The sequence below is a fragment of the Sporosarcina sp. P16b genome, from assembly GCF_002743065.1.
GTDB lineage: Bacteria > Bacillota > Bacilli > Bacillales_A > Planococcaceae > Sporosarcina.
In genome coordinates, this window is record NZ_PDYO01000002.1 from 411,854 (window position 1) to 435,193 (window position 23,340).

19 protein-coding genes and 1 other annotated feature are annotated in these 23,340 nt (G+C 41.0%); of the genes, 3 read left to right on the top strand and 16 right to left on the bottom strand.

The features are described from left to right. Window positions 1–65: 65 nt before the first annotated feature. Window positions 66–2,480 carry a leucine--tRNA ligase gene (gene leuS / locus CSV77_RS05105; protein WP_099672537.1) on the bottom strand — a complete coding sequence of 805 codons (2,415 nt, stop codon included), beginning with the start codon at window positions 2,478–2,480 and terminating at the stop codon, window positions 66–68. A gap of 79 nt (window positions 2,481–2,559) precedes the next feature. Beyond that, window positions 2,560–2,777: a binding site (T-box leader), on the bottom strand. 146 nt (window positions 2,778–2,923) lie between these two features. On the opposite strand from leuS, the gene mnmL reads away from it, so the two are divergent. Further along, a complete protein-coding gene (gene mnmL / locus CSV77_RS05110) occupies window positions 2,924–3,877 on the top strand; it encodes a tRNA modification radical SAM protein MnmL/YtqA (RefSeq protein ID WP_099672538.1) in 954 nt (317 codons plus the stop codon). Between the two features lie 10 nt (window positions 3,878–3,887). Next, window positions 3,888–4,487 (top strand): tRNA 5-(aminomethyl)-2-thiouridylate-methyltransferase MnmM, encoded by a 600-nt coding sequence (mnmM, locus tag CSV77_RS05115; RefSeq protein ID WP_099672647.1) that lies wholly within the window; start codon window positions 3,888–3,890, stop codon window positions 4,485–4,487. 39 nt (window positions 4,488–4,526) lie between these two features. Here the strand turns inward: mnmM and CSV77_RS05120 are convergent, their stop codons facing one another. From CSV77_RS05120 to CSV77_RS05140, 6 genes are all read right to left on the bottom strand, one after another. After that, window positions 4,527–5,252: an SDR family NAD(P)-dependent oxidoreductase gene (locus tag CSV77_RS05120; protein ID WP_099672539.1), complete on the bottom strand. Its 726-nt coding sequence runs from the start codon at window positions 5,250–5,252 to the stop codon at window positions 4,527–4,529. Window positions 5,253–5,269: 17 nt separating this feature from the next. Then, window positions 5,270–5,413: a hypothetical protein gene (locus tag CSV77_RS16865; protein ID WP_158231554.1), complete on the bottom strand. Its 144-nt coding sequence runs from the start codon at window positions 5,411–5,413 to the stop codon at window positions 5,270–5,272. Between the two features lie 109 nt (window positions 5,414–5,522). After that, a complete protein-coding gene (locus CSV77_RS05125; protein WP_099672540.1) occupies window positions 5,523–6,188 on the bottom strand; it encodes a 3'-5' exonuclease in 666 nt (221 codons plus the stop codon). 68 nt (window positions 6,189–6,256) lie between these two features. Next, window positions 6,257–8,185: a DUF294 nucleotidyltransferase-like domain-containing protein gene (locus tag CSV77_RS05130; protein ID WP_099672541.1), complete on the bottom strand. Its 1,929-nt coding sequence runs from the start codon at window positions 8,183–8,185 to the stop codon at window positions 6,257–6,259. A 228-nt stretch (window positions 8,186–8,413) separates the two neighbouring features. Next, window positions 8,414–9,961 (bottom strand): solute symporter family protein, encoded by a 1,548-nt coding sequence (locus CSV77_RS05135; protein WP_099672542.1) that lies wholly within the window; start codon window positions 9,959–9,961, stop codon window positions 8,414–8,416. A 13-nt stretch (window positions 9,962–9,974) separates the two neighbouring features. Continuing rightward, window positions 9,975–10,301 carry a DUF485 domain-containing protein gene (locus tag CSV77_RS05140; protein WP_099631499.1) on the bottom strand — a complete coding sequence of 109 codons (327 nt, stop codon included), beginning with the start codon at window positions 10,299–10,301 and terminating at the stop codon, window positions 9,975–9,977. 445 nt (window positions 10,302–10,746) lie between these two features. On the opposite strand from CSV77_RS05140, the gene CSV77_RS05145 reads away from it, so the two are divergent. After that, window positions 10,747–11,412 carry a GntR family transcriptional regulator gene (locus CSV77_RS05145; protein WP_099631513.1) on the top strand — a complete coding sequence of 222 codons (666 nt, stop codon included), beginning with the start codon at window positions 10,747–10,749 and terminating at the stop codon, window positions 11,410–11,412. 50 nt (window positions 11,413–11,462) lie between these two features. Here CSV77_RS05145 and brnQ read toward each other — a convergent pair whose 3' ends face one another. From brnQ to CSV77_RS05190, 9 genes are all read right to left on the bottom strand, one after another. Next, entirely contained in the window at window positions 11,463–12,845 is a 1,383-nt protein-coding gene (brnQ, locus tag CSV77_RS05150; RefSeq protein WP_099672543.1) for a branched-chain amino acid transport system II carrier protein, read from the bottom strand. A gap of 299 nt (window positions 12,846–13,144) precedes the next feature. Then, on the bottom strand, window positions 13,145–16,219 hold the full coding sequence (locus CSV77_RS05155; protein ID WP_099672544.1) for an AAA family ATPase: 3,075 nt from the start codon (window positions 16,217–16,219) through the stop codon (window positions 13,145–13,147). Next, complete coding sequence (locus CSV77_RS05160; protein WP_099672545.1) at window positions 16,216–17,370, bottom strand: exonuclease SbcCD subunit D; 1,155 nt, start codon at window positions 17,368–17,370, stop codon at window positions 16,216–16,218. The genes CSV77_RS05155 and CSV77_RS05160 overlap by 4 nt, the downstream gene beginning before the upstream one ends. A gap of 106 nt (window positions 17,371–17,476) precedes the next feature. Beyond that, the gene (locus CSV77_RS05165) at window positions 17,477–18,196 is read right to left on the bottom strand and encodes an NAD-dependent deacylase (RefSeq protein WP_099631495.1); all 720 of its coding nucleotides are present in this window, start codon (window positions 18,194–18,196) and stop codon (window positions 17,477–17,479) included. 126 nt (window positions 18,197–18,322) lie between these two features. Continuing rightward, window positions 18,323–19,327, bottom strand: a complete 1,005-nt coding sequence (locus CSV77_RS05170) for an aliphatic sulfonate ABC transporter substrate-binding protein (protein ID WP_099631494.1) — start codon at window positions 19,325–19,327, stop codon at window positions 18,323–18,325. Between the two features lie 27 nt (window positions 19,328–19,354). Beyond that, a complete protein-coding gene (locus CSV77_RS05175; protein ID WP_099631493.1) occupies window positions 19,355–20,110 on the bottom strand; it encodes an ABC transporter permease in 756 nt (251 codons plus the stop codon). Beyond that, entirely contained in the window at window positions 20,043–20,885 is an 843-nt protein-coding gene (locus tag CSV77_RS05180; protein ID WP_099672546.1) for an ABC transporter ATP-binding protein, read from the bottom strand. The genes CSV77_RS05175 and CSV77_RS05180 overlap by 68 nt, the downstream gene beginning before the upstream one ends. Window positions 20,886–21,134: 249 nt before the next feature. After that, on the bottom strand, window positions 21,135–22,061 hold the full coding sequence (cysK, locus tag CSV77_RS05185; RefSeq protein ID WP_099631491.1) for a cysteine synthase A: 927 nt from the start codon (window positions 22,059–22,061) through the stop codon (window positions 21,135–21,137). Window positions 22,062–22,103: 42 nt separating this feature from the next. Then, window positions 22,104–23,315: an MFS transporter gene (locus CSV77_RS05190; protein WP_099672547.1), complete on the bottom strand. Its 1,212-nt coding sequence runs from the start codon at window positions 23,313–23,315 to the stop codon at window positions 22,104–22,106. Window positions 23,316–23,340: the final 25 nt, after the last annotated feature.

Here is a 23,340-nt window from a genome sequence, read left to right on the forward strand (position 1 = left end):
AAAACGCATTCCATAAATCGAAAAAGCCGGTTGGAGAAAATCTCCAACCGGCTTTCTACATTTCATTAACCCGCTACAATATTTACAAGGCGGCCAGGAATCGCAATAATCTTCTTCAATTCCTTACCTTCCATCCATTGCTTCACGTCTTCGTTTGCCAAAGCCACTTGCTCTAACTCTTCTTTCGAGCTATCTTTGGCTACAGTTATTTTTGCACGAATCTTACCGTTGATCTGTACCGCTACTTCCACTGTGTCGTCCGATAATTTTGCTTCATCAAATATCGGCCACTGTGCATAGGCAATCGTGTCCGTGTGACCTAGTTTCGACCACAATTCTTCAGCCAAGTGTGGCGTGATAGGTGAAATTAACAGAAGGAATCCTTCAATATAGGCTTTTGGCAACTTCTCTGCTTTATAGCTTTCATTGATAAATACCATCAATTGAGAAATCGCTGTGTTATTGCGCATGGCTTCGTAATCTTCCGTAACTTTTTTGACTGTCTGATTATAGACTTTCTCTAGCGGTCCTCCAGTTTCATCCGTCAATTTATCTGTCAATGTATCGTCTTCATTGACGAGCAGACGCCAAATACGGTCAAGGAAACGACGAGATCCGTCTAGTCCATTTGTAGACCATTCTTTTGATGCATCCAGTGGTCCCATGAACATTTCATAAATACGCAATGTGTCTGCACCGTGTGAATGAACGATATCATCCGGATTGATGACGTTACCTAGCGACTTAGACATTTTCACATGTCCTTCACCTAAGATCATCCCTTGGTTGAAGAGCTTTTGGAATGGCTCTTTCGTTTGTACAACACCAATATCGTACAATACTTTATGCCAGAAACGAGCATACAATAAATGCAGAACTGCGTGCTCCGCTCCCCCTACGTAGATATCAACAGGCAACCAACGCTCAGCCAATTTCGGGTCAATTATCATGTCATCATTATTCGGATCGATATAACGCAAGTAATACCAGCAGCTTCCTGCCCATTGTGGCATCGTGTTCGTTTCGCGACGACCTTTCATACCTGTTTCTGGATCGACGACATTGACCCACTCCGTAATATTTGCAAGTGGTGATTCACCTGTTCCGCTTGGCTTAATATTATCGGTCACCGGCAACATCAACGGCAATTCAGATTCATCGACTGTAGTCATCGTGCCGTCTTCCCAATGAATGACAGGAATCGGTTCGCCCCAATAACGCTGACGAGAGAATAACCAATCGCGCAGACGATACGTAATTTTGCGTTCGCCCGTACCATTCTCTTCGAACCATTCAATGGACTTTGCAATAGCTTCTTCTTTCCCTAATCCATTTAGGAAGTCCGAATTCACGTGTTCGCCTTCTCCTGCATATGCTTCTTCTTCAATATTTCCGCCTGCAACAACTTCTACAATCGGCAAATCGAATTTTTTCGCAAACTCATAGTCGCGTTCATCATGTGCAGGAACTGCCATAATGGCCCCTGTGCCGTACGTAGCCAATACGTAATCTGCGATCCAGATCGGCATTTTTGTACCGCTTGCAGGGTTGATTGCATAGGCTCCAGTGAATACGCCCGATTTGTCTTTTGCCAAATCTGTACGCTCAAGATCACTTTTTGATTTTACGGATTCAATATATTTCTCTACCGCTTCACGCTGCGCATCGGTAGTGATCGCGCTGACTAATTTATGTTCAGGAGCCAACACTGCATACGTCGCACCAAAAATCGTATCCGGACGTGTAGTAAATGCTTCGAATGAATGCTCAGTGTCCGCAATTTCAAACGTTAATTGTGCGCCTTCAGAACGACCGATCCAGTTGCGTTGCATATCTTTTAGGCTTTCAGGCCAGTCCAAATCATCCAGGTCTTCTAACAGACGATCTGCGTATTCCGTAATCCGCAATACCCATTGGCGCATTGGACGTCTTTCAACTGGATGATTTCCGCGCTCAGACAAACCGTCGATCACTTCTTCATTCGCCAGTACAGTTCCTAGGGCTGGGCACCAGTTGACCGCTACTTCATCAATATACGCTAGACCACGTTTATATAGTTGAATGAAAATCCACTGCGTCCATTTATAATAGCTTGGATCCGTTGTATTAATTTCACGAGACCAATCATAAGAAAACCCAAGATCTTGCATTTGGCGTTTAAATGTTGCAATATTCTTCGCTGTGAATTCAGCTGGATCATTTCCTGTATCAATCGCATACTGCTCAGCAGGCAATCCGAACGCATCCCAACCCATAGGGTGCAATACGTTATATCCTTGCTTACGTTTGAATGCACTTAAAATATCTGTCGCGATATAGCCAAGCGGATGTCCAACGTGCAGACCCGCTCCAGACGGATAGGGAAACATATCCAATGCGTAAAATTTAGGCTTGGATGGATCGTCAACCATTTTGTATGTATCGTGATCTTTCCAATACTTTTGCCACTTCTCTTCAATTTGCGTGTGCTTATAACTCATGTCAAAAACTCCTCCACTATGATTCGATTTCTTTACTTGTATTGGTGCGTACAGATAAAAAAAGACTCCCGTCCCTCTATAAAGGGACGAGAGTCTATATAGTTTCCCGCGGTACCACCCAAATTGACGGACTACGCCGTCCAACTTGATTCCTTAACGCGGAGTACGGTATTAGTTACAAGTATTCACCAATACAGGCTCAAAGGCGAGTTCGTTCCCCACTACTACAGACTTGCACTAGCCGTCTGCTCTCTAAAAAGTAGCGTAAGAAGTACTATTCCTCATCATTGCCTTCATTATTTTATTCAGTTTACCCGAAACGCACGCTGAATACAAGCCTTCCCTGTTGCTTTTTGTCGTAAACTCAATCGTTCCTGCGATTTGTTATGTGATATCACTGTATATTCCATGGTATAATGTCTGATGTAAAGGAGCTGTACAGAATGAATGAAATCAATCTTCCGTTTCCAAGTGAAGGGAAACGATACCATACATGGTCAAGACATTTGAAGGATACATTCGGTTGCAAAATCGCCAAAGTAGCGCTTGACGCAGGGTTTGACTGCCCGAATCGTGACGGTACTGTTGCACATGGTGGCTGTACGTTTTGTAGCGTGGCGGGATCAGGTGATTTTGCAGGAGATCGCGTAGATGCCATTGAAGTTCAATTTGCTGAAATCAAAGAACGTTCCCAGCGTAAATGGAAAGATGCGAAATACATGGCCTATTTCCAAGCCTATACGAATACACACGCCCCTCTTCCTGTTCTTAAAGAAAAGTTTGAAGCGGCGTTGGCACAAGAAGGCGTTGTGGCATTATCAATCGCTACGCGTCCCGACTGTCTACCTGACGACGTAGTCGAGTATTTAGCCGAACTCAATGAACGCACCTATCTATGGGTAGAACTTGGCTTGCAGACCGTACATGAATCGACTGCAAAACTCGTCAACCGTGCGCATGATTTCGAATGCTATAAAGAAGGTGTCGATAAGTTACGTAAACACAATATTAATATTTGTAGCCATATCATCAATGGTTTGCCTGGTGAAACTGAGGAAATGATGATGGAAACCGCTCAAGCAGTTGCTGAACTGGATGTACAAGGAATCAAAATTCATTTACTACATTTATTAAAAGGAACACCTATGGTAAAGCAATACGAAAAAGGCAAACTGGAATTTTTAACGAAAGAAGCGTACATCAATTTGGTAGTTGATCAACTCGAGATCATGCCTCCCGAAATGATCGTGCATCGCATTACAGGTGACGGCCCAATCGATTTATTAATTGGACCGATGTGGAGCGTCACGAAATGGGAAGTCCTGAATGGAATTGATGAAGAATTGAAAAGACGTAATAGTTGGCAAGGGAAAAAACATCTGCAAGAGGTGAAATAATGTGACAAATATATTGCTGCACCGCGTACTGCCGATTGCAAAACGGCTAATTACTGAACGCGTGCAGCCTGGAGATACAGTTGTCGATGCGACCGCTGGTAATGGCAATGACACCCTTTTCTTAGCGAACTTAGTTGGGGACGAAGGTCGTGTTTTCGCATTTGATATTCAGCAGCAAGCACTAGAGACAACGGAGCAACATCTTGGTGAGCTAGCGAATCGCGCTACACTCATTCATGATAGCCATGCAAATGTCCGCCAATACGTGCAGGGCGAGATCAGCGGTGCTATGTTCAACTTAGGATATTTACCATACAGTGAAGATCCTAGTATCATCACGACGCCATCTTCTACAATTGCAGCAATCGATGCGTTACTAAGTTTGCTGAAAAAATCCGGAATCATCACAATCACTGTCTATGATGGACATGAAGGGGGCAGTGAAGAACGTGATGCACTGCTTGATTATGTTTCGACATTGCACCAAGGTGATGTGCATGCGATCCGCTACGAATTGCTAAATCAGAGAAGAAACCCTCCGTTTCTACTTGCACTCGAGAAAATGAAAGATTTTACGGAAGTGCGGAAGTTAGAAGCCGGAGAATCATAAAAACCCGTCGCCACAAGTAAAAGTGGCGACGGGTTTTCATCAATCAAATTGACGAATATCTGCAATAGGGTCGATTTCCAGGAAGTCCACTTCGTTCACAAATCGCACGAGTTTTTCTGCCGTTTCAGAGGCTGAACTTAACTGGCCTTCCCTCTTATATGCCTCGAACCTTTTCAGGTGTGGAAATTGTTGTTCAGATGAGGAACGAATCGTCTCCTGCATACCCGTATCGATAATTCCTGGCGCGATGGAAACAATCCCTGTTGGATAGTCTGCCATCTTTTGCTCCAATGCAATGACACGTGAAAACTGATCGAGTCCAGCTTTCGTCGTACAATAAATCCCCCATCCTTCATACGCACTGCGGCCTGCTCCGGAAGAGATATTCATGATCTTTTTCGTTCCCTGGAAGTCTTTCAATGAATCGATAAATACATTCATTAATTGAATCGGTGCCGTTAAATTCACTTTAATGGCTTGCTCCACTTTTTGAGTGTCCAATGAACCTACCAAACTAATCGGATCCACAATACCGGCGTTGTTGATCAGCGTGAAAGAACTAGCATCCTCCAGATGTTGACTAACTATGCCCCCAAGAATGGCAGTCGCTTTTTCACAGTCCATGAGATCTACTTCATACATCGTGTGTAGCTGTTCTGGATTCGTCCGTGCCAAACCATAGACGGTTGCCCCTGTTTTTGTAAATTGGCTAAGTAATTGTTGACCGATTCCTTTAGATGCACCTGTAATGATGATGATATCCATATGTATCTACTCCCTTTCTATACAATGTAGCTAATTAAAGACCCTATGTATGTCGTTGCTTCTTCCACAGTCTTATTCGGTAATTCAACAAACAATATCCAGCAATACACTGCAATAGCCAATATAATGACGATCAATAAAATCGCTTGACGTTTATTCATAACTCCACGTCCCCCACCCATTGTGCAACTCTGTAATTTCTACTATACCACAACAACGAAATAAGCCCGCCACTCAAGTTTCATTGAATGGCGAAGCCGATAACTGAATTTACGTTTGAGAAACAAATTTTTGTGCTCCACCATTTTTAATTCGTAGTAAATCCGCCAATGTCTTCACGCCTTGACGATCAAGTTTTCTAAGTAGTGCCGTGAATACATATGCCGTTGTCAACGCATCGCCTAATGCACGATGTCGTTCGAACACTTCTGTGCCGAATAGACGTGCATAATCTTCCAAGTCCTGTTGCTCACCTGTAGGATCCAAATAATTAATCAAATGCATCGTATCGAATGATGTAGGGGTTTGAAATGTACATTTCTGACGGCTTAATTCTTTCTTAATCACCATTTCATCAAAACTGACATGATGTCCAACCCAGCCCGCACTTTTATGTTTTTCTATAAAGGCAAAATATTCTTCAATAGCTGGAAGAGGCATAGGGGCATGGTCCACTTGTGACTGCTGTATAGTGGTCAGCTTGCTGATGATAGGAGGAATATCTCTTGACGGATTCACAAATGTTTGAAATACATGATCCGTAACCTCAAATCCTTCAACTTGTACGGCACCTATCTCAATCATTCGATCGTCTGCACCAATTGCAAAACCAGTAGTCTCTGTATCAAACACTGTGAAATTCATATCTTGCAGCGGCGTATTTAGCTGTATTGATTGTTGTAATTCATACGTTAATTTTTTCTTCTTCCAAAACATGATATCGCCCCCTACCTATATAGTACAATATGCGTGAATTTTGTACAGGGACCTTTATCTATACTTTCTTAAAGTTTTGATAATAAATGTGATTGAAGTGCTCTGACTGTATCTAGCGTTGTCCGCAATTCGTTTAATTCCCATCTTCTTAGTTTGCGCAAGTCGATTTCTGTAGAAATTTTCTCATCTCGTAAGTGTTTCTCCCACGACATGGAAATTCTCATACTTAAAGATATTTCATATGCATGACGAATTTCCTCTGCAAAGTCTTTCGTGATTTTTCTCTTTTTCTGCAAAGCGGAGATAATCTCAAGAGGTGTTGCGTTAATGATACCATTGCTGACTCCTAAAATTTGCAAACAATGATGAAGCGGGAATAGAGCATGTTTCTTAATATCAATCACATCTGCTTTACTGCGTCCCCTGAAAATAGTCAAAAAGTTTTGTTGCAATTGTGGTATTGGTTTCTCTTTTTCCTGTTGTGCCATATAGTAAATAAATGTAGCTGATTTTCTCAACAAATCTTGAACCATTAGAACAAAGCGATCATTGACAGTAGTTTCACCGTAGAGAAAACGGAATGACAGGAAGTTGTAACCGAGCAAGATCTGTTCAGGTGTAGACCGTAGCGCCCACTGGCGAATGCGTTCGTGCCAAATTGCCATCGTGCCACGCCACTGCGATTCACTCGCCATCATGAATCCGATACATCTAATATAGCCTGCTTGCTCAAGGTGAACGACAATTTCGTTGCCAAGAAGTTCAAAATAGTTCTCGACTTGCTCGGATTCCTCTTTCGATACATCTTCATATACAAGGAAGTGATCTTGATCAGTCAGCATAAACTGCTCTCCACGTGCACCACTGCCCATCTGGTACCAAGCAAATGCTACAGGTGGTGTTCCTTTCCCTTGATCCTCAAGTGATTGAACAGCCAGCATAACGCAATGCTTCGCTAAACGATCATAGAACTTTGTAATGATTTCCAATGTATGGATGGTTGAAATTTCATCCTGAATTAAATTGGATAACACATCGTAAATTGCTGCTTTAACGACAGGCAAATTTTCAAATGAAGCTTCTTCTATCGTTTTTAAGATATTCATCGAATTACGATCGCGTTTCGTCATCAATGTAGCGAATGTCACAATACCTACAGGCTTCCCTGCTATGACTACTGGCAAATGCTTGATTCCATATTTATAAAATTTAGTCAAGGCCTCGTAATAATAATCAGTAACCTTGACCGTATGCGGTTTTTTCGTCATGACATCTTTCGCCTTTAATCCGATTGCGGAACCACCATCCGCTATCACTCGTTCAACCAAATCTTTTTCCGTCACGATTCCAAGCAACTTGCCTGACTTATCTGTAACAATTATAGAGCTAATGGAGTGTTTAATCATCAACACAGCTACTTCTTTCGTTTCTGCCTCCGCATGAATCGTCACGACTGGACTGCTCATGAAATCCTGTACACGACGAACATACGGTTCACTCTCACCATATTCATCAGCCAAACGCACTTGTTCGCCTAATGAGGTATAGACATTCGCCAAACGAATCGACATTTTACGTAAGACGTAATCCCGCACATGTTGATCGTCCATCCGATGCTTAATCACTTCATACGGAACTTGGAGACAAACGGAGCCTTCGGCCACGACCATATCAATATGATGTTTATCAAGCGGCCGGTCCATTTCCCCTAAGTAGTAAGCAAAATTGGAAAAGCCAATGACTTCATTTTCTTGAATAAATTCTAGTGTGACTGAGCTACCATCTTGCCCCTCTATTTGAACCTCGGCGGACCCTTTCAACACAACGAGTAAACCTTCCTGAGGTGTTTTGAAATAGTTAGATCTCTCCGCTTCTTCATACATCTTGAGCTTACATTCAAGTAATAGCTGATCAAATTCCTTTTCTGACGTGTTCATAAACAACGGATTTCTATGAATTTTATCATACCATTCCTGATCTTTTACCATCTTCAGCATTTCAAAACCCCCTATTCGTATTGACCAACACGAGATCTCACTTCATATTATTCAAATGCAAATGTCATCAGTACCTTTATATTTACATTCAATATTCTTTCCGCAAGAACTTTCCACAAAAAATCAATCTCTTACCTATTTTCACAATTTATCCTTTCAACAAAAATGGCCCCCTCTTCTGTCGTGCTTGTAGAAGAGGGAACCATTAGTTGAATATCAAGCTAATTATTAAAGATCAAGCTCTTTGTAGCCAGTTTCCGCTTTGAAACGAACTTCTGCATAAGAAATTTCATCTTTCTCATGTCGCTTAGAGCTAACAAGTGTACCAATCCATGCAGCAAGGAAACCTGCTGGTACAGAAACGATAGCCGGGTTAGCATATGGGAAGATTGGATTACCAGTAATAAGAGTAGCTCCCTCAACTGGGTTCATTACTGATGGGCTGATTGCAACAAGAACTAGTGCAACAATTAGACCTGTCAACATTGAAGCAACAGCACCTGTTGTATTGAACCTCTTCCAATAAATGGTTAATAGAATAGTTGGTACGTTTGCGGATGCAGCAACACAGAATGCCAGTGATACTAAGAACGCAACGTTCAGCTTTTCAGAACCAAGTGCAAGAAGGATAGAAGCCACACCAATTGCGATAGAAGCCCAACGAGCAGCTGCAACTTGTTGTTTCTCGGTTACATTACCATTTTTAAAGATTTGTCCGTAAATATCGTGAGCGATTGCAGAAGCACCAGATAGTACAAGTCCTGCAACAACTGCTAGGATTGTCGCAAATGCAACAGCTGCAACGAAGGATTCAAGTGCGTCTCCTCCAAGAACTCCAGCCAGCATTGGTGCTGCCATGTTCCCTGCAGCGTTTTCTGCGATGATTGCATCCGCTCCAACGAATTTAGCTGCGCCAAAACCAAGGAAGATTGTCAATACATAGAAGATACCAATAATCCATACAGAATAAATAACGGAAGAACGTGCTGTTTTCGCATCTTTAACTGTGAAGAAACGCATTAAGATGTGTGGAAGACCAGCAGTACCTAAAACTAATGCGATTAATACTGAAATAAGCCCAATTGTGTCTTTATACACAACCCCTGAGTGAAGGAACGCTTCACCATGTGGAGTAGCCGTTTTCATGACCTCGAACATACTGATAAAGTTGAAGTTAAACTTCATAAGTACCAAGAAGGAGATAATGATTGTACCCAACATCAAAAGAATTGCTTTGACGATTTGTACCCAGCTTGTCGCTGTCATTCCACCGAATAGAACGTAGATTAACATCATTGTTCCAACGATTAGAACTGCCATCCAATACTCGATACCGAATAATAATTTAATAAGAGCACCCGCACCAACTAATTGTGCAAGCATGTAGAACATTACGATAGTAATTGTGTTCAATGCTGCTGCTCCACGCACTTTCTTAGCGCCGAAACGTGCACCGATCATATCTGCCATCGTAAACTTACCCAAGTTACGTAGTGGTTCAGCAATTAAGAATAAAACAACTAGATAAGCTGTTAACCAGCCAATACTATAGTAGAAACCGTCAAATCCGTTTAGTGAAATTGCACCCGCGATCCCTAGGAAAGATGCTGCGGATAAGTAGTCACCAGCAATCGCCATACCATTTTGCCAACCTGTTAATGAACCACCGGCAGTATAAAAGTCACTTGCTGTAGTCGTCTGCTTTGCCGCCCAATATGTAATGTAGAGTGTCAGCGCGATTACAGCGAAGAATATAACATATGAAATCCAACTCATGAACACAACCCCCTTATTTTAAAACGTTTTTCTCTATAATCTTGTCCACTTCAACATCAAAGTGTTTTGCTTTATTCATGTATATGGACGTGAATACCCATACCATAATGAACATGGAGAATGCATAGACCCAGGTCCATGTCATTGCACCAATTGCAGGTGTTTCTAAAATTTTTGTATAACCAGTTAATAGTGGAAGAATAAAGTACGCTGCGAAGAAGAAAATAACAAAAGGTGTAGCGAAGTTCTTTTTTCTTTTTACAAGACCCTTAAAGTCTTCTGTTTGAACAAGTTTTTCATAATCCATCGTGGATTTCCCACGTGCCACTTGATTAGTCATTAGTTAATCCCCTTTCTATTTTATATAGCGTAGTAAATTAGTTCCTGTTCCCCCCATCTCACTGAAACCGCTTTCATCATCGAGTTGAAATGATAATATGTTACAGCGTATTCGGATATAAATTTGTTATAGTACACATGTAAACGATACCAAACATTTACTAGATTTGCAATAACATTTTTAAAGATTCATAAAATTAAATCTACTGAGAAAGCAAATCATGTATAGACATTAATCTATCAAATATAAGCAGAAACTACAAGAACTTTTTGCATTTATCATACACTTTTAAAAATCAAAATCTTATAACAATTCCTAATTATTTCATTGCACTGTGCAAAATACTGTTAAACAACCGGAAAAAGTTGTAGTATACTGTATATTGGTTATGAGTGAAATAAACATGGTGGGAAGACTACTTTTTGGAGAAAGATGGTGTGTAAAATTGCCTATACCAACTAACCACGCACAACCCATACGAAAGACTGCTAAAGAGAGTGCATTTAGTCAACTGCAGAAATGGATTATCGATGGAACTTTACAGCCCGGCGAAAAACTAAATGACGTTGAATTAGCAGAAGCACTTGGAGTGAGTCGCACGCCTATACGGGAGTCACTACAATTATTAGAAGTTCAAGGATTTGTTCAAATGTTTCCAGGTAAAGCAACACAAGTGACAGACGTAGATCGGGAATCTATTTCGGACTTACTCCCGCCACTCGCAGCGCTGCAAGCATTATCAGCTGAACTTTCCATACCAAACCTAACTGAAAGTATTATTAGGAAATTGCGGGAAACGAATAAGAAATTCGCGCTAGCAGTTGAAAAGGAAGATTATTTTCAAGCTTTGAAAACCGATGAAAAATTTCACCAAATCATTGTGGACACAGCTAATAATCCATATATTTCTTCCATGCTTGTCTCATTACAAGCTCATGTGCGTAGACTTTTCTTTCATAATTCCATTATACTAACGGAAAAATCGATTGAAGAACATGACCAGATCATAGATTTAATGAGTAAGCGTAATGGTGAGCAAGTTACTAAAGTTATGAGGGAAAATTGGTTGCGCGCGATCGAGGAGTTTCGTTCGATTGAAAAAGTTGATTGATAAATAGAGTGGAAAACAGGATCCGACCTAAATCGGATCCTGTTTTAATTTTATGCTTTTTCTTTAGTTAAGATATTTTGGACACCTTGCCCTCTTTTATTGTGTACCACCGCCACGATAGCTGTTACGACAGTCACAATCAATACAGGAACTAACCAGCCGACACCTTCTGCATAATATGGAATGTACGCTGTATATGCCTCCTCTACGGTCTCAAGCCAATTTGGCATGTCCTTCTCTACTAGTGAGTAGAACTTCACAAGCGCTTCAACGAAACTGACGAGAAAAGCCGTTACAGTCGCTGTTCGATATACCAAGCTGGATTGATGGAATAAAGGGCCGGTGAATGTTAGCAGGATTAATACCATGGCCAGTGGATACAGTAGAACCAGTACAGGAATTGAGTAATTGATAATATTCGCTAGACCGAAATTCGCTACGACCAAACAGAATAGTGAAAAGAATACTACAAAAAGTTTATAGCTAACTTTTGGGATGATTGCATGAAAATACTCGCCACATGCAGTTAAAAGCCCAATAGCTGTTGTTAGACAGGCAAGCATAATCACAACTCCGAGTAACAATAGTCCTGTCGTACCGAATAAATAAGAAGAAGTTTCGCTTAACACGGAACCCCCGCCATCCAGATAGCCAAATAAATCAACCGATGTAGCACCTAAATACGCAATACCTATATATATAATGGCTAAAAATCCGGCTGCCACAAATCCTGTCTTAGCCGTGGAAGTCAATATTTGTTTTTTACTAGTAATGCCCATCGCACGCAATGCGTTGATGACGATGATTCCAAAAACTAGAGAGGCTAGTGCATCCATCGTATTGTATCCCTTAAGAAAACCTGTAAAGAATGGTGTTTCATTATAAGGGGCTTGCGAAACTTGCGCACTTCCCATTGGATTAAGAAGCGTCATACCAATTAAGCCAATCAATATAATAATGATGAGTGGTGACAAATATTTACCGACTCGATCAACGATCTTTGCAGGATTCAATGATAGCCACATGCTAATACCAAAGAACACGAGTGTAAATAAAAAACGGGCAATATCAATAGGGAAACCATGTAAAAATGGAGCAACACCAATATCAAATGCCACAGCCCCTGTTCGTGGTGCTGCAAAAAACGGCCCAATCGTCAAGTAAAGTATTGCTGTAAATAGAACAGCGTAGACTGGGTGAATTCGACTTGCCAAGTCTTGCAAATCTTTCTTGCCAGAAAAACCAATAGCCAAAATACCTAAAAAAGGCAAACCTACTCCAGTAAATAAAAAGCCAGCCATAGCTTTCCACGTTTGATCTCCAGCCAGCTGTCCAAGCTCGGCAGGAAAAATTAAATTACCTGCACCAAAAAATAAGGCAAATAGCATAACCCCAATAACAAGACTTGATGAAAATGATAGTTTGTTCTCCATATGTATAAAAATCCTCCCAAAGTCAAAAGCTTTAATTTGTATGCAATATATTGCGTTCCCTTATATTACTCTTCTCAATTTGGAAAATCAACAGCCAGTCAAATCATTTAACTCTTGTCTATATTGTCAACTTACAGACTATTCGCCAGGACCCACATTGGATCTTTTAAAAATAGAAAAAACTGACCCCCGTAGAGATCAGTTTGGATTGATAAGATGATTAAATGAAAAGTCGTGTATTGGATAGTTTGTGAATTCCATTTCAAAGTCGATTAGCTACGTCTTACTCCCCCCGCTAATCAATTCAGTACAAATTTCGTTTTGCTGTAACCTTCTCTCCATTTAGTTACTTGCAATGTAGCAGGAATAGCCTCTTTCATTTCATCGATATGGGAAATGATACCGATCATTCTCCCTGACTGCTGAAGCGCGATGAGTGTATCTATAGCTTTTGCTATAGCCTCTTCATCCAATGCGCCGAATCCTTCATCAATAAACATCGTCTCCATACGTACAGCGCCTTGGAAGCTTTGAATGACATCTGCCATACCCAGTGCCAAACATAAAGAGGCATTAAATTTTTCACCGCCTGATAGCGTTTTAACGTCTCGTGTCTGCCCTGTATATGCGTCATGAACATCTATACCTAAGCCACTTTGTTTCCCTCTAGTTTCTTGACGGTCACTACGGACGAGTTCATATTGTCCATTTGAAAGATCACGCAGGCGAATATTCGCAGCTTGAATGATGCGCTCCAAATACTCGATTTGAATATAGCGCTCAAAGGAAATTTTCAAATGGTTTTGACCACGGATTAGATCGTAGAGATTCACAATTTTTCCATATGTCTTTTCTAGCTCGGCTTCCTTAGATTTGCTATTTTTTAATTCATTGTATAGATCCTGCGCTGCTTGTTCCCGTGCTTTTGATTGATTGCACAGAGCAAACGCCTCTTCATATTGTGTTTTCATTGTTTCAACCTCGTGCTCCATCACTGCCATATCCGTTCGCTGTTTGCCATCTACAGACTTCTTGAGTTCTTCTACGGATGATTGTAATGTATGAAGCGTTTGGGCGAACACTTGAAGTTGTTGCTGAATAGCCTGACGCTTTGAAGTCGGCAGTTTCACTTGCCTATAATTCTCTTCCGAGGTAAAGCCTTCTTCTGTCAGCCGTTTTGTAAAGGAAGCTGAACTATGGTCTACCTTTGCTTTCATATCTGCTAAGGACTTCTTCTCCAAAACCTCTCGGGATTCCCATTTTATTTTCTCAGTTGAGGCGTCTTGAAATTTCTGTTGAATCGTTTTCCAAGCACTTTCAAGTTGTTGACTTATTGTTTCTTTAGATGTAATTTGTTGTTGCAATGCGGATAGTTCCTGTAGATTTTCAGGAACCCTCGTTAATGCATAGTTATAGAGAGCTCGTTTCGTTTCAAGCTCTGCTTTTGATTCATTGCGCTGCTGTTCCAATGTATTCAGTTCTTTAGTGAGTTCATCCATGGCCTTCTGCGCTTGGTTTTGTTGGTCTTTCTTTTGTTTCAACGACTCTCGCTTTTTTCTAAGGACATCTACTTTTTCCGTCAAATCTGCCTGTTCTTTTTGATGATCACGATTCAAATCTACTTGTTGCTCATCCAATTCAGCTTTACTTAATTCAATACGTTGCTTAAGTTGTTGCAATTCCGCCTGCTTAGTATGAAAAGTCTGTATTTTATTCGTTAACTCTAGTTTAGCTGTGTCTAATTGTTGCTTCGATATGTGCTCGGCTTCTGCAACTTCGGCTTTAGCTGGATGGTCGACACTACCGCAAACTGGGCAAGACTCTCCGTCATGAAGTGAAGCAGCGAGGGCTACCGCCTGATTACTAATCCAACGATTTTCAAGAGCTTGATAGACATCTGTATACTGCTCTACTTGTTGCTTAGCGGTTGTAAAATGTGTCACCAGTTCGTGTTGTTGTGTTAGCTGTTGCTTGTATAAAGCCACTTGCTTTGCGACGGCTTTGCTAGTTGAAAGTTGATCCACCAACTTTTCGTAGTCTTCCAATAAAGTTTCCAATTCACTAATTTCATTTTTCTGCATGGTCATGGCTTCTTTTTCTTGCTTTGCTGCTAGCTGATTTCTTAGCAAAGATTTCTCTACTTGATCTACCGTGTTCGTAATTTCCTCTAACACTTGACGTTGCTCTGTGAGTCCGGATACGATTGGAAGTAAATTTTTTAGCGTAAGTAACTGTTCTTTCACTTCATTTCGCTCAGATTCCTTAGCTAGTTCCTGTTCATAAGAAGCCTTTGCCGACACTAACTTTCTCTCCGCATTAGCAAGAAACGTGACAGTTTCAGAATAACTTCGATCTTTTTTCTGCCATTCCATTACATTAGACTTCACTTGTTGTTCTAAATCTTCTAATCTCGCGGCCCGTTCTGCTTGTTGCAATTGCTGTTCGAGACTTTTCATCTCTGGTTGTTTCGCCTGCAATCCATCTAATTCTTTTTGGCGTTTCAGCAACTGAGCAAATTGTTCATTAATTGAACGAGCTTCATGTAATTCTTGTTGTTTTTCGTTATGAACTTTATAGAGTCTAGTATATTCTTTATGAGTTTCTTTAGATTGTATCTCATGATAGGCATGTTCTTGTTGAAGACCTACTAGAAGCTGATGGTAGTTGGGGTACTCTGATTGTAATTCTGTAAATAATAAAGAGTCGCGCGTGGGTAACTTCGCTGGTATTTGATGAAGAATCGTGTCACCCAATTGTTTTTCACGAAGATATTCCGCATTCGCTTCTTCTTTTTTTACTTTTAACTGTTCTACGATCTTCTGGTACGGTTCCGTTTTAAAGATTTTCCGCATGATGGCTTCCTTATTTGCCGTATCGGATGTTAAGAATTTGCGAAATTCCCCCTGAGGCAACATCATGATTTGACTAAACTGTGCGTGCGTAAAGCCTAGCAACTGTTCGATCTTTTCATTTACCTCCGTAACAATTTGGCGATCTACCGCCGGAACGAATTGCTCGTCCTTTTCTTCAAATAATTCGCAGCGGCCTAGCGTATCTGATTTATTGCCTTTTTTCCTATAAGGAATCTGACGCACGACACGAAATCTCCGCTTATGGATATCAAAAGTTAACTCTACAGTCGTCTGCATGTCATCATGCGCAAACTGACTGCGCAACGCTTTTGTGTCAGTACGATCCTCTCCACTTGCCTGTCCATATAATGCGAAACAGATGCCGTCAAAGATTGTAGTTTTGCCAGCACCCGTTTTTCCGGAAATGACAAATAAACGATGATCTTTCAAATCACGAAAATCAATAACTTCTTTATCTTTATACGGTCCAAATGCCGTCATCGTTAATATAATGGGTTTCATGCACGTTCTTCCTCCTTCATAACGTCCCACAAAACTTCAGCGAATAACTCTTTTGTTTCTTCGTCTACTTCTTCGCCTTGAAGTTCTTTAAAGAAGGAAGCAAACATTGCTTGGTCGCCTTCTTTTTTCTCAACATTCACTGTTCCGCCAAGACTGTCTGTAGAAGAAGCAAAAAGTTTACGTTCTACATGCATGGCATTCGGAAAGACAGAACGGATTTTCTCCATCGGTTGTATGACTGGTACCGTATCAAGTAGCTTGACGAACACATAATCTTCATTGTGAGACATCATTAATAGATCATCCATCGTTCCTTCAACCGTTCTCATATCATGAAGAGGAGTGAGTAATCTTTTCTCGATTTCCACTTTGCCATTTCTTCCGAGCTCCACAATGAGATACCCTTTTTGATGATTCTCTTCCGATATTGAATACTTTAATGGTGAACCCGAGTAACGAATCGTTTCATTGCCTACGAAATGCGCCTGATGTAAGTGACCAAGCGCTGTATAATGAAACGGCTCAAACAAATCTGAAGAAACATATTCAGCCCCACCAATCGATAAGGGTCGTTCCACGTCACTTGTATTCTCCTCTTTCTCACCATGCGTAGTGATGAATGCGTGACCAACGAAAACATGTCGAGCATCCTGATCCATAGACTTCTCTATACGCTCGATGATTTTCTTCATAGCTTGTTGATGACTGGAAATCGACTCATCTTCGAGCAAGTGACTAACAACTGAAGGATCCGCATATGGTGCTAAATGGAAATAGACATCACCATACGGGTCATGAAGCTTGACTGGAGACAAGTGCGGGGACAATTCTCCTGTTATGTATAAACCTTGGTCTTTCATGAACGTACTTCCAAAATGAAGACGGCTAGGGCTATCGTGATTTCCTGCAATAGCGATGACAGGTATTTTCAAATCGATAACAATCTCCTGTAGAACTTCATTCAATAAACCTACCGCTTCAGTTGGTGGAATTGCGCGATCATACAGATCTCCCGCTATAATGACCACATCCGGTTGTTCTCTCTTTATCTCTTCTATAAAAGCTTGCAATATATAACGCTGATCTTCTGTCATATAGATTCCTTGAACGAGTTTACCAAGATGCCAGTCTGCGGTATGAAAAATTTTCAAATCGATTCCCCTCTTTTCATCTATAAAAATAGAGACAAGAAGAACAGCGTAACAAAAGAGTGATATGAAAATCCTCCGTTCACTACGCTCATTCTTCTATCTCAAATTACTTACTATCCACTTTTTGATCCGCCTCATTCAATATTTCTCCGATTTTGCGTTCATTGATAACAAGATCGGCAAAGTGATCCATTTCTGTAGGCTCCATATTGATAATGACTAACTTCGCGCCTTGCTCTTTTGCGATCAGCGGAAATTGATTCGCAGGTGTAACGGTTAATGATGAACCTAAGACAATGAAGAGGTCTGCTTTCTCACTTTCAAATATCGCTTGAATAAATGCTTCTTCTGGCAGCATTTCTCCAAACAAGACAACTGATGGACGCAACTTACCGCCACAATCGCAGTAAAATTCCTCTTGTTCGTAGCGTTCGTTACCGTATACTTTTCCACACGTTTCACAATGGACATGACGAAGTGTCCCATGAAGTTCCATGACGTTTTTTGACCCCGCCATCGTATGGAAACCATCGACGTTTTGCGTAATAATTCCATCGATCAGGCCATCTTTTTCCCACTTAGCTAAAATATCATGTCCTTTATGCGGTCCTGTTTCTTTTGCTGCTATGACGCGTTGTTTATAAAACTGAAAAAACTGTTCTACTTGTTGATTGAGAGCAGTTACGCTCGCCACTTTAGCAGGATCTTCTGTTTCCCACATGCCCGTTTTAGCAGAACGAAAATCTGGTAGCCCGCTTTCTGTCGACATTCCTGCTCCAGTATAGACAATAGTACGTTTTGATTCGTTCAATAAATCTGCCAGCACTGTCTTCATCCTTTCAACTAGCGAAATTATGTTCTACCTACATTCTAGCATATCCTGTTTTATTGCTACTTATCAAACGATACGAAAATAGAAAAACGAGCATCCACAATGGATACTCGCTTAGTATTAGTTTGCTGTAATTTTTTTAATGGCTTCTAGATCAATCAATCCATCGATTTCATTCGTTTTGATATAATCTGCTTCTTGACTGATATCAGCCATCTCTTGCAATACGTCCTCATTTACATCTGTTGTCACTTCGATTCTTGTGAAGGCTGCTTCCAATTCATCACTGGCTATTTCTTTACCAGTCAGATCTTTGATGTGCTTCACCACTAGTTCTTGTGCTTTTTCTGGCTCATCACGAATGAATTGAACTGCTTTTGCGTGAGCTGTCAAGTAAGCAGTCGATAATTTTTCGTTTTTCAAAAATGCATCGCTTGTTGCGACAACTGTGTTCGTAGATTCTTTACCCCAAGCAAAGTCTTCCCAATCGAGAATCAATTTACCATCCGCCTGATTTTGTAAAATATACCCCCAAGGTTCTTGTGTTGCTGCGCCGTCAACTGAATCTTGAATGAATAATGTTGCTGTATCCGCTGGTGCAGATGCGAAAAACTCCACAGTTCCTCCGTTAGCTTTTGCCTTTAGGTCCACGTCTTTCAACGCTTTACGTAGCATTACATCTTGCGTACTACCGATTACGGGAATCGCAATCCTTTTGCCATCAAGATCAGCTAATTCATTAATTCCACTTTTACCGTTGGCTACTAATACCGCACCGCCATTTACTGCTCCAGAAACAATATGATACTTTGGATCTTTTACATAATAGTTGATTACAGGTCCAGGTCCAACTGTTCCGATGTCTATCGAATTAGAAGCCATTGCTTCCATGAATAACCCACCGTTACTAACTGTCTTCGTCGTAATCTTAATGTCTTCACCGAACTCTTCCGCGAAATAATTATTTTCGAGTCCAACGATTGTTGCGATATGTGTTAAGTTCGGGAAATATCCAATCTTTACTTCTTTTTTATCCGCGCTGTCTACTTCTGTTTTCCCACATCCTGACAAAATCCCCACAATTGCTAATACTGAAAGCAATACACCCAATAGTTTCTTATTCATATGATGATCCCCTTTTCTTAGAGCGTGTCACGCCCGAATTCCCCATTTTCTTTCAACACTGCGTTCCAAACGCAAAAATAATACATTATCCATAATAGTTCCAATAACACCGATGATAATCATGACAGAAATAACTAAATCCATTTGACCGAGTGCGCGTCCTGATTCTAGTAGTTGACCGAGACCGACGCCGGCACCTAGTAATTCCCCTGCCATGAGTGCACGCCATGAGAATGCCCACGCGATGCGTAATCCAGAAATTAATTGTGGTACGGACGCTGGCAAGATCACGGTCCGCAAAAAGTGAAAACCGCTAGATCCTAGTGACTTGGCAACACGCTGATATAATACTGGTACGTTTTTAAAGCCGCTTGTTGCGTTAACGATCATCGTCCAAGTAGCCCCTAATGTAACGATAAATAAAATAGCAAAATCATTGAGACCGAACCAGATGATCGCAAGTGGAAACCAGACAATACTTGGAATAGACTGTAAAGCTGTCACTAGAAAACCAAGTGTGTCTTCCACTATTTTGTATCGCCAAATCAAATAACCAAGCACCAGTCCAAGTACAGAAGCAATCGTGAATCCAATTAACAATCTGCTAAGGCTTGCACCGATTGCAATGAGGATTTGACCGGAGATGAGTCCAGAAATCAAAGTCGACATGACTTGTGTGAAACTCGGAAACATAAAATCGGGTAAATCCGATAGCCTAGATGTGACTTCCCATATCGCCACTAGTATCCCGAGAAACACTATTCGTCTTAAAGCTGTAGTCATCGCCCATCTCCTCCTTCAACACTTTCTCTATTTCTTCTTGAAGTTCAGCCAAAATCTGCTTTTCGAGTTGCAACGTCACGTCATTCGGCATGACGCCATCTTTTGTATCATTGGATTTGAAGGTCGCTTTAATTTTCCCAGGACGTGTCGCAAACACGACAATCTTTTGTGAAAGTAATACCGCTTCACGAATATTATGTGTAATGAAGAGAACGGTTACTTTCGTTTTTCTCCAAATATCCAATAACTCTTTATGAAGTACCATGCGCGTTTGTTCATCCAATGCCGCGAATGGTTCATCCATTAATAGGATATCCGGCTCCATTACAAGCGCACGCGCGATGGATACGCGTTGCTTCATTCCCCCTGATAATTCATGCGGATAGGAATTAATGTAATTCCCCAAGTGGACCATTTTCAACATTTCAATCGCTTTTTGTTCCGCTTCTTTCTTCGACATCTTCTTTAAAAGTAAACCGTATGTAACGTTATCGAGTACTGTCAGCCAGGGGAACAACCCCGCTTCTTGGAAAACGACCACTCGATCTGAACCCGACCCTTTTACTTCTTTTCCGTTAATACTAATTTTCCCTTGCTCAGCATTTTCGAGTCCCGCAATTAAATACAACATAGTGGACTTTCCGCAACCTGACGGACCTACTATAGAAACAAACTGTCCTTTTTCTATTTCAAGGTTGATGTGATCTAGTACTTTGACCGTTCCCTTTTCTTTGTGGGGAAAGCTCTTTTCAATGCCTTCAATTTTCAAATACATGTTGATTCCCCCTCATAAATATTTTTGTGTCATTCCTTTTTTTAATTCCTACTAACTTTATATGTTTTGTATATATATATAATCTACCATTTACGTAGGTTTTGTCAATAGGATTTCTGATTATTTTTTCAATCTATTTAAAAACATGTGATTAAACGCTATAGGTAATAGCTTTCTATCATTTTTATTCCGAAATTCTACACTAAAAAACCTCTACCCGACGTGGGAAGAGGTTTTTGCTTGTGGGTATTATTGAAATAAATCACTCGATAAATATCTTTCACCAGAATCGGGCGCAATACAAACGACTGTATCTTCAGGAGTTAAACGTTTCGCCACTTGCAATGCTGCATACAGTGATGCACCACCTGACGGCCCGAGCAAAACTCCTTCTTGTCTTGCGAATTGTCTGACGGTAGTATATGCGTCGTCATCTTCAATTCGAAAAATCTCATCATAGACATGGGTATTTAATACAGTTGGAATAAATCCAGGACTGGTACCTACCAGTTTATGTTTGCCTGGTTTGCCACCTGATAATACCGGTGACCCTGCAGGTTCAACCACATGAACTGTAATAGCCGGGTCATGCTCTTTTAATGATTCACCTGTACCTGTTACCGTACCACCTGTTCCTGATGTACAGACAAATGCTGTTAATTTACGATTGATGGATTGAATGGCTTCTATAATTTCTACAGCCGTCGTATGGCGATGACTATCAGGGTTCGCTTCATTTTCAAACTGCATCGGAATAAAACTATTCTCAATGGACTGTGAAATTTCATTCGCTTTAGAGATCGCACCTGGCATACGCTCTGCGCTAGGTGTCAATACAACTTTCGCTCCATAGGCTTTCATTAAGTTAATACGCTCAATCGTAGAGTTATCTGGCATAACAAAAATGGCTGGGTATCCTTTTGCTGCAGCATTCATGGCCAAGCCAATTCCCGTGTTTCCTGACGTCGGCTCAATAATCGTGGCACCGGGTTTTAGTACCCCCGTTTTCTCGGCTTCTACAAGCATTTGATAAGCCGCGCGATCTTTTACACTACGGCTTGGATTGAAATACTCCAATTTCACATACACCTCAGCGCCAGTAGTTTCACCGAGCGTTCGTACTTTTACAAGCGGAGTCTCTCCGATTAATTCCGCCATATTATTGACTATTTTCATTCTGTACACCTTCTCTTCATGATGATAACACTAATAATCTGATTATGTAGCTGATGTAATCTTTTGATCACTAGGTAAAGCTAATCCGACTAGACCAATGAACGGCAAGAATGACGTGATGATCATCGTTTGGTAAATACCGATCGAGTCGATAAGTGTTCCAATGGCAACTGCACCGATTGCCCCCATTCCGAACGCTAATCCTACTGTTAGTCCCGCCATGGTACCAATTTTGGAAGGTACGAGTTCTTGGGCATAGATTACCGTGACGGAAAAACTAAGCATAATAAAGAATCCGATTGCTAATAATAATACAATGATTCCAGGTACGGGTGCATACGGCAGCAACAAACTAAGTGGTAAAGGCACAATAAGCGATAAGACGATCACTTTTTTTCGTCCTATTCTGTCAGCCATGGGTCCACCGAAAAATGTCCCGACAGCACCCAGGGCCAAGAATAAGAAAATGTACAACTGGCCATGCTGAATCGTCATACCATAGTATTCTATCAAATAGAAAATATAGAAGCTCGTAATATTCGTCACATAGAATGAACGCGCAAATATAATAATCATTAATAAAGTCAGCGCGAGGGTGATTTGTCTTTTTGACAAACTTTCCAATGTCGTTAATAATACTTTCTTCCGCGTACCTAAACGCTCTTCATTCAGCTGTTTCTTATACCAGATCGAGATTCGAGTTAGTAAAGCAATCCCAGCAGCAGCTACTAATACAAAAACAGCTGCTCCTATTTGGCCGAGAGGAACGAGGACGAAAGCGCTGATCAAAGGTGCGAGTGCTTGTCCCGAGTTACCTCCTACTTGATAGATAGACTGTGAAAGTCCACGCTTGTCTCCCGCCGCCAAAAATGACACGCGAGAACCTTCAGGGTGAAAAATGGCTGACCCCAATCCTAGCAGCATAACAGATACAATGATCAGCCAATAGCTTGGTGCTAATGCTAGCCCTACCATTCCAATTAAAGAACATGTCATGCCAATCGGCAACGCAAATGGCTTGGGTTTGCGATCACTTAAATATCCTACAACTGGTTGAAGTAGAGAAGCTACAATATTTAGAGCAAAAACAATATACCCTAATTGTTTATAACTAAATTGATATTCTTTTTCCAGTATCGGCAACATAGCTGGAATCACTGCCTGTAGCGTATCGTTAAATAAATGACAGACCGCAATCGCAATCATGATGGGAAATACCGGATTCGCTACGGCAGTTTGTGAAGATTTACTCATACTTTCTGTTCACACCTCATCTAGT